The 12,276-nt window shown below is 60.9% G+C and carries 8 protein-coding genes; 6 read left to right on the top strand and 2 right to left on the bottom strand.

Translation table 11 applies throughout. The features are described 5' to 3' along the window. Positions 1 to 305: 305 nt before the first annotated feature. The 4 genes from J2T21_RS19195 to J2T21_RS19180 all read left to right on the top strand — a co-directional run bounded on the left by J2T21_RS19195 (position 306) and on the right by J2T21_RS19180 (position 5,476). The gene (locus J2T21_RS19195; protein WP_307583624.1) at positions 306 to 803 is read left to right on the top strand and encodes a universal stress protein; all 498 of its coding nucleotides are present in this window, start codon (positions 306 to 308) and stop codon (positions 801 to 803) included. Between the two features lie 113 nt (positions 804 to 916). Further along, positions 917 to 2,023: a GTP-binding protein gene (locus J2T21_RS19190; protein ID WP_307583622.1), complete on the top strand. Its 1,107-nt coding sequence runs from the start codon at positions 917 to 919 to the stop codon at positions 2,021 to 2,023. Between the two features lie 57 nt (positions 2,024 to 2,080). Further along, positions 2,081 to 2,203, top strand: coding sequence for a type B 50S ribosomal protein L36 (ykgO, locus tag J2T21_RS19185; protein WP_071216524.1), 123 nt, complete (start codon positions 2,081 to 2,083; stop codon positions 2,201 to 2,203). Positions 2,204 to 2,548: 345 nt separating this feature from the next. After that, positions 2,549 to 5,476, top strand: a complete 2,928-nt coding sequence (locus J2T21_RS19180; RefSeq protein WP_307583620.1) for an SH3 domain-containing protein — start codon at positions 2,549 to 2,551, stop codon at positions 5,474 to 5,476. A gap of 51 nt (positions 5,477 to 5,527) precedes the next feature. Here the strand turns inward: J2T21_RS19180 and J2T21_RS19175 are convergent, their stop codons facing one another. After that, complete coding sequence (locus J2T21_RS19175; protein WP_307583618.1) at positions 5,528 to 5,764, bottom strand: hypothetical protein; 237 nt, start codon at positions 5,762 to 5,764, stop codon at positions 5,528 to 5,530. Positions 5,765 to 5,983: 219 nt separating this feature from the next. On the opposite strand from J2T21_RS19175, the gene J2T21_RS19170 reads away from it, so the two are divergent. Further along, the gene (locus tag J2T21_RS19170; RefSeq protein ID WP_307583617.1) at positions 5,984 to 7,576 is read left to right on the top strand and encodes an ABC-F family ATP-binding cassette domain-containing protein; all 1,593 of its coding nucleotides are present in this window, start codon (positions 5,984 to 5,986) and stop codon (positions 7,574 to 7,576) included. A 66-nt stretch (positions 7,577 to 7,642) separates the two neighbouring features. Here the strand turns inward: J2T21_RS19170 and J2T21_RS19165 are convergent, their stop codons facing one another. Then, entirely contained in the window at positions 7,643 to 9,658 is a 2,016-nt protein-coding gene (locus J2T21_RS19165) for a hypothetical protein (RefSeq protein ID WP_307583615.1), read from the bottom strand. A 903-nt stretch (positions 9,659 to 10,561) separates the two neighbouring features. On the opposite strand from J2T21_RS19165, the gene serA reads away from it, so the two are divergent. Then, positions 10,562 to 12,157: a phosphoglycerate dehydrogenase gene (gene serA / locus J2T21_RS19160; RefSeq protein ID WP_307583613.1), complete on the top strand. Its 1,596-nt coding sequence runs from the start codon at positions 10,562 to 10,564 to the stop codon at positions 12,155 to 12,157. The last annotated feature ends 119 nt before the right edge of the window (positions 12,158 to 12,276 follow it).

Below are 12,276 nucleotides of genomic sequence, written 5' to 3'. Positions count from 1 at the left end.
GGAGGAACCCGACTCCGCGTCCGACAACCACAGCTTCTAGCCCCAGCAACCTCGAAGCATCACCAAATGGTTACACCACTCCACGGGACTTGACCATGGAATCCCAACGTATCGATGGCGTATGTAGTTCTGTTCGCGTTCACATGGACGGGCGGCAAGCCCCGAGTGGCTGGTGGTTCGTGGCACCGGACAACAGCGGGCGGTCGGCGGGAAGATCGAGGCCAGTTGCTGTTCCCCTCCCGTGAATATGGGCGGAAAATACCAAATAGGTAGAGGTTGGATTGCAACGACGCCAGGAGGCCATGATGGACAACGAAATGCCGAACGTCGGGGGAGTGGGGCCGATCGTCGTCGGGGTGCTGCCCAAGCAGCCCCGGCGCGTGGTCCTCGAGGCGCGGACGCTGGCGGAGGGACTGGGGGCGCCGTTGGTGTTTGCCTATGTGGAGATCAACAGCTACCTGGTCGAATGGGAACTGAAGGAGGATATCCGCGGCAACTCGCTGCATCCCCAGGAGATCGACGAGAACATGACCGAGGACGCGCGCGACATCTTGCGGATCCTGGACAGCGCCATGGCCGGATCAAAGATTTCATGGTCGTTCCGTGTGCTGGCCGGGGACCCCGGCAAGGCCTTGGCGCGGCTCGGCAGCGAGTTGCATGCACGCATGATCGTGGTCGGAACCCGGCACCAAGGCGTGGGTGCCCGGCTGTCGGAACTGCTCAACGGAACGACCGCGCACCGCGTGATCGCCCACCAGAAGCTGCCGGTCGTGGTGGTCCCGGTGCACCACGAACCCCATTGATTCAACGGTCCTTCGACGGGGCGGAGCGTGAGGGCCCGTGGTGCGAGTTGCCCAAGGGGCCAAACGGAACAAAACCATGTCTGCCCACAAGTTGCTAATAAGAATCATTATTAGTGACTGTGGTCGGTGTGACTCTCATACTTGTAACTTCGCTTGAAGCCCACGTCCGAGACAAGGCACTGGACGCATTGCTGGCGACCAGCCCCGAAGCCATGGTGTTTCGCCACGACTTGCTTGAGGGCGAACGGGTGCTGCGTCGCGTGTCCCGCGGTGCGGTCGAAGTCGACCGCACCGAAATTGCGCTGGAGCATGGCTGTCTCACCTGCACCGTGAGGCTGGACGCGGTGCCCACGGTGACTCGAGTCCTCGACGCCGCCCTCAGGGAAGTTTTCGTGGGGCTGCCGCCAAGCGTGAACGCGGGCATGATGCTGGAAATTCACGGTCCGCTGTTGGCCGTGCGCGGGATAAACATTGATTCGGTTTCTCTCGCATTGGACCCGGCGGCGCTTGAGGACCAGATGTGGGACACTCGCACCCTCTGGCAGGCGGGGCTCAGCAGCGTGCAAGACGATGACCGGACTCCGGGGGAATTTCTCGTCAAGGAAATCGCCTTTGCCGACACCGCGCTGTTGCTCGAGGGGCTCTTCGCCCACCTCTTTGAGGCCGAGGCACCCGGCTGCCAAGCCGGAGGCGACTTGTTCCATCGCGGATCCCAGCTTCTCGGGGAGCTGGGACCGCACCTGGCCGTGATCCACCCCGACCAAGACCTTGCACTCAATGCCCATGAGCCGGAGGCTGCTCGCCGACGCTCGACACCCGGAAACGTCCATGTCCGCATTGCCGGAACTTCCATGGAGACGATGGCCAAGGACGGTCCATTCACAACGGTTGAACTACTGGCTGAGCGTCCATTGCACCCGGGGCGGCTCAAGGAGGCGCTGGGCTGGCTGGCCGAGGGATGCGTGTGGTTGCGAGGCACGCTATGGGTCGGCAATTCACCGGAAACCAAGGTGGTGCTTGGCGGTGCAGGTCCGTTCGTGTGGGTCGAAAACCAGGGGACATGGGGCGCGGAAACGGCGCGTACGCACGTGACGCTGACAAGCGACAGCAACGACGCCGTTGAATTGGCGGCGCTCCTTCACTCCTGCGAACTCACCGATGCCGAAATCCTGGAGTCACCGGATTTCGAGGATGCCCTCCGACTCGCCGACCTCGCCTGACGCCACGGCGTTTGCCTCCAACAGATTTTTGCTGCAACACCTACAAAAGGAAAAAGTATGAAAGTGCGCAATTCGATCCGCTCGCTGAAGAAGATCCCCGGCGCCCAGGTTGTTCGCCGCCGTGGCAAGGTCTTTGTCATCAACAAGAAGAACCCCCGCATGAAAGCCCGACAGGGCTGACGCGAGTCGCCATGGGCGCGCTGCCTGAACATCGTTGAACCACGTGCAGGCATCGCGCCCATGCTATTTTGTGGGCACGGTGCAACGCCTCGCGAGTCTGGATGAGCCGCGGGCAGTGGCTTCACCTATCAACTTTCCTGCCTCCGCTGGGAATGGCTTGGCAGAAATCGAGCCACCGGCAAAGCGGGCCGCTGATGGCCGGTGAATCGCGCGCCGCTTGACCACGAAGACACTGTGCGGCGCATGTTGTTGGAAAGGACGGAGATTTTCATGGAAATCAACCCGGACATGACGTTATTGGGTACTGTTATGCCTTGATCGTCATCCCTTTTTCAGGAGCCCACATTGCAGCGTAAACACCTTGGAGTAGCGCTGGCCCTTGCCGTTGCGCTGGTTGGCGGGCCAACCAGCATCGCCACCGCACAGCCGCTTGCGCCGATCGCGTCGGTCGGCATCAACACCGCCAAGGCGAAACCGGTTAAGCTGACCACGGCAAACCTGAATCTCCGCAAGACCACCAATGTGAAATCGGCCTCGCTTCTGGTGATTCCCAAGAACACCAGGTTGACAATCCTCAAGACCAGTGGCATCTGGAACCAAGTCACTTACAAATCGAAAACCGGCTGGGTATCGGGTAACTTCCTCAAGCCTGTCGCGGCGGCCACGGCGAAGGTTTACAACTACACCAAGGCATTCACCACGGTGAAGGCGAAGTCAGCCGCAAACTCGGCCAACGTGGTCTCGGTCCACCGCCAGACCAAGATGGAGGTCATTGGCAAGACCGGGTCCTGGAGCAAGGTCGTCGTTTCGGGCAAGACGGGGTTCGTTCCGTCCAGTGCCCTCAGCGCATCGAATCCCGCGGCCATTTACCGCTGGGTGAACGGCAAGCAGCCGGTCTTCCAGGGCACGAAGACCACCAGCAAGAAGCTTGGCACCCTGTCGAACAACACCAGGATCCAGTGGCTGCGGACCTCGGGTTCCTGGCAGCAGGTGCGCACCAGCGCCGGCATCGGCTGGATGCAGTCGAGCAAACTCTCGAATGCGGCAATCAAGCCACCCGCTAAGCCCAAGGTCTACAACTACACCAAGGCCTTCACCACGGTGAAGGCCAAGGCGGCAGCAAGCTCGTCCAGCGTGCTCTCGATCCACCGCCAGACCAAGGTCGAGGTGCTTGGCAAGTCCGGGTCCTGGACCAAGGTCGTCGTCTCGGGGAAGACCGGATTCGTTCCCGCAAGCGCACTGAGCAAGACGAACCCCGCTGCCGTATATCGCTGGGTGAACGGCCAGCAGCCGGTTTTCCAAACCACCAAGACCACGAGCAAGAAGCTTGGCGCGCTCTCAAACAACACCAAGATCCAATGGTTGCGAACTTCTGGTTCTTGGCAGCAGGTGCGCACCAGCGTCGGCATTGGCTGGATGCAATCAAGCAAGCTTTCCACCAAGGCAATCAAGGCCCCCGCGAAGCCCAAGGCGTACAACTACACCAAGGCCTTCACCACGGTGAAGGCGAAGTCAGCCGCAAACTCGGCCAACGTGGTCTCGGTCCACCGCCAGACCAAGATGGAGGTCATTGGCAAGACCGGTTCCTGGATCAAGGTCGTCGTGTCGGGAAAGACGGGGTTCGTTCCGTCAAGTGCCCTCAGCGCATCGAATCCCGCGGCCATTTACCGGTGGGTGAAGGGCAACCAACCAGTCTTCCAGAGCACCAATACCTCCAGCAGGAAGCTCGCCACGCTCTCGAACAACACGAAGATCCAATGGCTGCGTAATTATGGCTCGTGGCAGCAAGTCCGCACCAGCGCCGGCATCGGCTGGATGCAGTCGAGCAAACTCTCGAATGCGGCAATCAAGCCACCCGCTAAGCCCAAGGTCTACAACTACACCAACGCGTACACCACGGTGAAGAGTGCGGCCTCTGCTTCCTCGGCGAACCTTGTCACGATCCACCGCCAGACCAAGGTCGAGGTGCTCGGCAAGACCGGTTCCTGGTCCAAGATCGTTTCCTCGGGGAAGACCGGATTTGTCCCGTCGTCCACGCTCAGCAAGACGAGCCCCGCGGTGATCTATCGCTGGGTCAACGGCAGCCAGCGGGCCTACGCGGGCACGAGCACCACCAGCAAGGCAATCATCGCGATGCCGATGAACACGAAGGTGCAGTGGTTGCGCACCTCGGGTTCCTGGCAGCAGGTGCGCACCAGCGCCGGTATTGGGTGGATGGATTCCAAGGGCTTGTCCACGAAGGTGAACCAGGTTCTGCCCTCCAAGCCACCGGTGACCTTCAACGTCCCGCGCTGGGCCACGGCCAATGTCAATCTCCGCTCGGGATCCGGAACCAACCACAGCATCATGGACGTAGTTTCCAAGGGGGATCGGGTCATGCTTGGCACGTCCTCCGGCGGCTGGGCCAATATCGAGGTGGATGGACGAACAGGTTGGGTCAGCGCAGCCTACCTGGCAACCTCGGCACCCCAGCCTCCTGCCCCCAAACCCGATGAAATCACTTTCACCTCCCCGCGCTGGACCACCGCAAACCTGAACCTGCGCTCGGGCGCCGGAACCAACCATGACTCCATTGGCGTCGTCCCCGTGGGGGAGAGGGTGCTTCTTGGCCGCTTCTCGGGTGGCTGGGCCAACGTCAAGACCAGCAAGGGCACAGGTTGGGTAAGCGCGCTGTACCTCGCCACCTCGGCGCCGCCTCCGAAGCCTGTCACGCAACACCGTTGGGCCACCGGTACCGTCAACGTGCGCTTGGGAAGTTCAACCGTGTATCCGGTGATCGGCCAGATTGTACCCGGTGAAAAGGTGACCTACCTGGAATCCCGGGACAAGTGGGCGCGAGTGATATCTCGCCACGGCACCGGGTGGATTTCCGAGGCTTACCTGACCAAGACTCCGCTGGCCCAGCTACAGCCGGAGACCGTTGGCATCATGAATGCGGTCGAGTCCAGGTTCGGGGATTACGTCTCCTCCTACGGCGGCGTCCGCCCGGGTTCCGTTGGCCACAGCCAGGGCTTGGCTACGGACATCATGATCAAGAACTACAAGACCGCCCAGGGCGTCAGGAACGGCGACGAGATTGCCGACTTCCTTATTGCTAACCGGGAGTCCTTGCGCGTCAGGTACCTGATCTGGCAGGACAAGATCTGGCTGGGACCGGCAAAGGGCTGGGAAGAGTACTCGAAGTCTGGCAAGTACGGCCAACAGTTCACCAACAACTGGAACGACACAACCAAGCACCTGGACCACATCCATGCCGAGACGTATGACAAGTAGCTGGACGGTGCCCGCCAAATAATCCTTTGAAGGGAAAGAGACGAATCCGGGTCATCCCGCGCGGGTGTTGAGTTCACGCAGGATGGCGGACTGGATCAGGCGCTTGCGGATCTTGAGATTGATGGGCCGTCCCGCCATATGCATGCCGTAGGCGATCTTCTCGACCTTTCGTTCGGCTCGGCCGATGATGTTGTCGATCTCGCTGGCGGGCAAGGACTCGATGTAGTCCCAGATGAGTTGTTCGTGGGCAGAACTGTCGCGTGAACCGGTGAATTCGTTTGCAGACACGGCACGCCTCCTGCATCCAGTGTGGCATTGGAAGCAGGAACGCGCCATCATGCGCGTTGAGCCGCTGGGGGAGGAGATCGAAGAGACCCAGCGACCAGCCTTGTAGAATCGTTGTTGGTGTTTAGCGGTATTGGCTCGTGTCCATTTCACCGAGCGGTCTCCGCATGGGGAACGTGCCCGCTATTCCACCACCGATGCTATTGATAGGACCACACCAGCATGAGCTTGATCCGGCTAAACGATGTCAGCGTTCGATTCGAAAACAACCAAATCCTGCGCGAGGCATTCTTCAAGCTCGAGGCCGGGGACCGGGTCGGCCTGATCGGGCGGAACGGCTCGGGCAAGTCGACCCTGCTGAAGCTGGTCCTGGACCACGTATCCCCGGACACCGGGACGGTGGCCGTGGAACTGGGAACCAAGATCGGCTACTTCTCCCAGTTCTCGGAACTCAACGGTGCAGCCACCATCTCAGAGGTGCTAAACGAGCTCTTTGGCGAGGTCAAGGCCATCGAAGCGGAACTTGCCGAGATCGATGAGGCCATTGCCGCCGATCCCAAGGCCGACGAGATGGAACGTTTGATCCATCGCCAGTCGGAGCTCTTTGAATCCATGGATCGACTGGATGGCTGGGACTACCCACGCACCATTGACACCGTGCTCACCAAACTCGGCTTTGACGAAGCCCACCGCACCTGCCCCATTGACTCCCTCTCCGGCGGCTGGCGCAACCGTGCAGCGCTGGCCAAGATCCTCCTCGAGGACCCGGACGTGCTCCTGCTGGACGAGCCGACCAACTTCCTTGACGTTGCCGGCGTTGAATGGCTGGAGAACTGGTTCAAATCCTTCCAAGGTGCGGCGATCATCGTCTCGCACGACCGCAAGTTCCTGGACTCGGTGGTCACCCGGATCGTTGAGGTCGAGAACTTCCACCTCCACGAGTACCCGGGAAACTTTGCCCAGTACGTGGTGGCCAAGCAGTTCAAGCTCAAAACCCTCGAATCCCAGTTCGTCCACGAGTCCGAGTTGTTGGCGTTCGAGGCCGAGGGCATCTCGGACCGCCGTGAGGCAGCCAAGGCCGCAAGCAAGGGGCTGGACAACAAGCTTTCGAAGATCAAGAAGTCACGGGCCCCGCGCCCCGTGGACAAGATCATGACCGAGATCTACGGCGGCCTGCACATCAAGGAAACCCTCTGCCGGGTGGAGGGCCTGTCCAAGTCATACGGGGAGAAGACGCTCTTCACCGATCTCAGCTTCGAGGTGCGCCGCGGCAACCGCCTGGTGATCCTCGGTGCCAACGGCAGTGGCAAGTCCACTCTGCTGCGCGTGCTGACCGAGGAGGAAAAGCAGGATTCGGGTTATGTCACCTGGACCAAGGGCGCCGCGGTCGTTTCCTACAACCAGATCCTTGAGGACCTGGACAACGAGGACACCGTGACCCATGCGGTCAACGCCATGCCCAATTCTTTGGCCTTCACTGCCACCAAGAAATCGGTCAACCGCTTCCTGGCCATGTTCCAGTTCTCCGAGGCCGACTTGAAGAACCGCATTGGCAACCTCTCAGGAGGCCAGCGTTCCCGGGTGGCCATGGCCATGTGCCTGCTCTCGGGCGCCTCGGTGCTGGTGCTGGATGAGCCCACGAACCATTTGGACATGTCCAGCACCCAGGTCATGGAACGCGCACTGCTGCATTTCCCGGGCGCCGTGGTGGTGGTCAGCCACGACCGGTTCTTCACAGAGAAGATCGCCAACCGCTATCTGGTGTTCGGCGCAGAGCACGCAAAGCCGGGAGAGGTCGCGGTCCGCGGCGCCTGAGAAGACGCCTGCGATCGTGCCTTGATGCTGCAAGGAACTCGGGAAGTCACGGTCGTGGTCCCGTCACTACCCGTTCGGACGCTGCATCGGGACGGCAGGCTTCTTGCGTGCTGCCACCTTGACGGGTTGCAAATCCAGCTCGACCAATACGGTCTTTCCGGTGTAGCCAAAGACTCGGCCCGATGGAGTCGACGCGAGTCGGGTCCCGAACCGTTCCTTGCCCGCAGGGCTCCCGATGATGGCTCTGGTTCCGGATCGGAAGTCGACGACGGTCGTGGTCCCCGCCGCGCTGTGGACAACTTTGGAGCCCTCGCGGACCTGCGCGAGGTCTGCATCGGCCCAGCCGGGGCGGGCGGCAGCGTTGCTGGCCTGCGTCAAACGATGGCGTGCCACCAACTTGCCGGTGGCCGGGTCAATGATGTTGATGCCCTCGATGTCGGCGACGACCAGCCATCCGGCGATGCGTTTGGGCGCATACAGTGCACCCGCTGTGCGCACCGGTGTGGTTTCCCAGATCTTCTTCCTGGTCGCGATCTCCAGCTTGAAGACCTTGGCCGGCCCCTTGGTATCGGGCAACCCATAGCCGTTGCGCACCGAAGAGGTTCCGTACAAGTAACGTTCGTCGGCCGTCAGACCAATGATGGAGTGGGCCTTGACGAATCCCGTGCCGCGGCCATCGAGCACCCATGCGATCTTGTTGGTTCGCGGATTGATCATGCCCAGTACACCTCCGGCCAACCCGTAGTCCGGCACCGTCCCAAAAAACACGTTGCGTGAATTTACTGCCCAACCGAATGGACGGGATTGGTGATATCTGCGGCTCAGCCTGTCCAGCCGCACGTAGCCATCCGACCGGTCCTTCTTGAGGCTGTCCATGCTGATGATGTCGGCTGAACCATAGGATCCGATGTAGCAACGTTGGCCATTGAACTCGATCATGCCCTCGACTTGGTTGACCACATCTTCATCGTGAGGGGAATGCCAGCGGGCTCCTGTGTCGGGATTGATAGCGGCAACGCCGTGTCCCATGTAGCCGCCCACGTAGATGTTCCCAGTGGAATGTCCCATGAGCGATTGGATCTTGTATTCGCCGGGGGTAAGTGAGACAGTGCGCACGGTTGCCACGTTGCCGGTGGCAAGGTTGAAGTATTCCAGGCGCAGGCCGGTGGGGATCTGGCTGGCCACGAGTACCTGGGTGGCAGTGGCAATCAGGGCCAGGGGGGCGCTGGTCCCGACCGGGCCCAGCTTGGTGTCCTGCCATGTGGAGGTATCGGTGGCGTAAAGATAGCCCTTGGAAATACTGTAAATGCGCCCGCTGTCCTTGACTTCCGTCGACGTCAGGCGGGAGGCCCACATCCGGTTCACCTGGCCTGCCCATTTCTTGCTGGCTGGGTCAAGCAGCAGCTCGGCCGTGATGTCACTGGCAGTCACCGCCACGCGGTTTCCGAGAACAGCGATGGAGGAAATGAAGCCGTTGGACATCGGCTCGGGCAACTGGATTTCGGTGCGCTGCCCCGGGTTGGCCGCGGGGAAGCTGAACAGTCGGGGTTTCAGTGAACCGGTGCCGATCCAGACCGTGTCATCCGGGCCGATGGCCAGGCGCCTCGCGTAGTGGGTGTCCGAAGCGAGCCGCGAGTGGGTCTGAATCTTTTTTGTTGCTGGAGTGTAGATGAAGGTGGTCCCAGTGGGGTAGGTACCTCCCCAGATGTTTCCGGCCGTGTCCAGCGTCAGCTCGTACACTGTGCTCGCTCCCGGGACTTCGCCGATCCGGTGAACCAGCTTGGGATTTGTCGGGTTCCACGCGTAGAGGCTGCTGCCGGTAGCCAGGTAGAGGGTCTTGCTGCTCCGGTGCCAGACCAGTGATTCGATGCCACCATTGTGGCTGGCGGGGATGGTTACTACGTGAACAGGAACCCCGGAAAGCGGATTGACGATCTGTAATTGGTGGATAGGACCAACTATTGATACAGCCAGCCAAGGGAATGGGGCAGCGGCCAGCCCCGGCAAAGGCACAACCGCTTTGAGACCGAGGGCCGGGAAGGCTCCTGGGAATCGGGCGATGGCACCTCTAGTGTTCGACACTTTCGCCAAGGTGGCAGTCAGCAATGGATCGCGCTGGCGCAATGGGGGCGGTCCGGGTGCAGGCGTCGGTTTGGAATTCGGGGTAGTTTGCGCTGGTGCGGGAGGGTTGGGAAGTTCGTAGGGTACCCAAGGCGAAAGCGCAGCCCCTCCGGATGCCAGTGCCGCGAGAGACAACAATGCACGTCTGGTGAGCCGTGGCGATTCATGCTGTTGTTCTGGGGGCAAGGTTGACGAACCTTTCGTGGTGAAGATGAATGCCGGCCGCCTCGACACTAGCAGTCCGACTTGGTGGTTCGCTGAAAAGGATCATCAGGCAACACGGGAATCCATATCTCCGTTGGTACGGTTCGCCTTGGGGCCAAAGCGGCGTCCAAACTATGTGGGCCCCGAAGGGATGCTCCACTATGGCCCGAGTCGGATGCATGAAAACCGGAGCCCATAACGAGGGGTCGACGGGGCTGGCGAGAGTGTCTTCTCCAGCGACACGATCCTGGTCTGCTGTATGGGTCGGGGAGCGATCCGCAGCAATGCGCATGCCCGGATGCATCAGTAGTGAAAACGAGTGGTGACGAATCGTGTTGAGGCAAAGCCGAGCGGCAAGCATTGAGTCTTGGCATTGCGCACGTTGGCTTCACGGGAACCCGCAGGCCACCAGGACGGCATGCTGATCTGCTGGGTGGGGGTGTGGCTCGAGGAGCTCGTTTGGGCCTGCTCTGTCGCGCGGGCCACTATATTCGATGGAATCCAAATGCTTGTGAAGATAATCACGAAACGCTTGCGCGAACCCGTAACATCGAGCCGTCGAGCCGGGATTATGACGTGCCGGGCGATATTCTGGGCTTTCTGGTTCGGTCGATCCCGGACCATGCATCCAGCCCACTGAAATAGCAAAGGTGCCACCCCGTGTCTGTAAACAAGCCAGTCGTCCTTTTGGCCGAAGAACTCTCGCCCGCAACAGTTGCGGCCTTGGGTCCCGATTTCGAGATTCGGCAGACAGACGGTGCGGACCGCTCCCAGCTGCTGGCCGCCATTGCCGACGTGGATGCCATCCTCGTGCGCTCGGCCACCCAGGTCGATGCAGAGGCAATTGCCGCAGCCAAGAACCTCAAAATCATTGCCCGCGCCGGTGTCGGCCTGGACAACGTTGACATCAAGGCAGCCACCCAGGCCGGTGTCATGGTCGTGAACGCTCCGACCTCCAACATCATTTCCGCCGCGGAGCTGACCGTGGGGCACATCGTGTCCCTGGCCCGTCGCATTCCGGCAGCCAACGCCTCGCTGAAGAGCGGAGCTTGGAAGCGCAGCTCTTACACCGGTATTGAGCTCTTTGAGAAGAAGGCCGGCATCATTGGCCTCGGCCGTATTGGCGCCCTCGTGGCCGCACGCCTGCAGGGCTTTGGCATGGAAATCCTCGCGTACGACCCCTACATCACCCCGGCACGCGCCCAGCAGCTCGGCGTCACCTTGGTGGAATTGGACGAGCTCTTGGCCGAGTCCGACTTTGTCACCATCCACATGCCGAAGACCCCGGAAACCGTTGGAATGCTCGGCAAGGACGCCTTTGCCAAGATGAAGAACTCCGCCTACGTGATCAATGTGGCCCGCGGTGGCTTAGTTGACCAGGATGCTCTGTACACGGCATTGAAGAATGAGGAGATTGCTGGCGCCGGGATTGACGTTTTCGTCCAGGAGCCGAGCACGGATCTTCCCTTCTTTGAATTCGAAAATGTCACGGTCACCCCGCACCTGGGCGCCTCGACTGATGAGGCCCAGGAAAAGGCCGGGGTATCCGTGGCCAAGTCCGTTCGCCTGGCACTTGCCGGCGAGCTGGTCCCGGACGCAGTCAACGTTGCAGGTGGTGTCATTGACGAAAACGTTCGCCCGGGCATTCCCTTGATCGAGAAGCTGGGTCGCATTTTCAACGCATTGACCGTTGGCTCCCTGACCAGCATCGACGTTGTCGTCGCCGGAGAGATCGCTTCCCTAGATGTAAAGGCCCTGGAGCTGTCGGCACTCAAGGGTGTCTTCATGGATGTCGTCTCCGACCAGGTCTCCTACGTCAACGCCCCGGTGCTCGCCGAACAGCGCGGCGTGGCCACGCGTCTGGTCACCACCCCGGATTCTCCCGAATACCGCAACTTGCTCACCTTGAAGGGCGCTTCCACCGAAGGCACGCAGCTTTCGGTCGCAGGTACCCTGACGGGCCCGAAGCAGATCGAGAAGCTCGTGGGCATCAACGGCTACGAAATCGAAATCCCGGTCACCGACCACATGATCGTGCTGCGCTATGCAGATCGCCCGGGTGTAATTGGTACCTTGGGCAACGTCCTGGGCGAGCAGGGCGTGAACATTGCCGGCATGCAGGTTGCCCGCAAGGAAGAGCGCGGCGAAGCCGTTGCGGTCCTGGCCATCGATTCCGCGCTCCCAACAGGGGTGCTGGACATTGTCCGTGCCGCCATCGGAGCCACTGTAGCCCGCGAAATCAACCTCGACGACTAACACTCCCGGTATCCACCAAATAGCGTGCCTCGCGTGCCGCTGGCGCTTTTCCTGACGTCGAATCACAGGGACTGACCGGCTGGCACCGAGACACGCTTTTGTGTGCCGTGGAGCAACCA

The sequence above is a fragment of the Paeniglutamicibacter psychrophenolicus genome (assembly GCF_030812255.1).
Classification (GTDB): Bacteria; Actinomycetota; Actinomycetes; order Actinomycetales; family Micrococcaceae; genus Paeniglutamicibacter; species Paeniglutamicibacter psychrophenolicus_A.
This window is presented reverse-complemented; position numbering and strand designations above follow the sequence as displayed.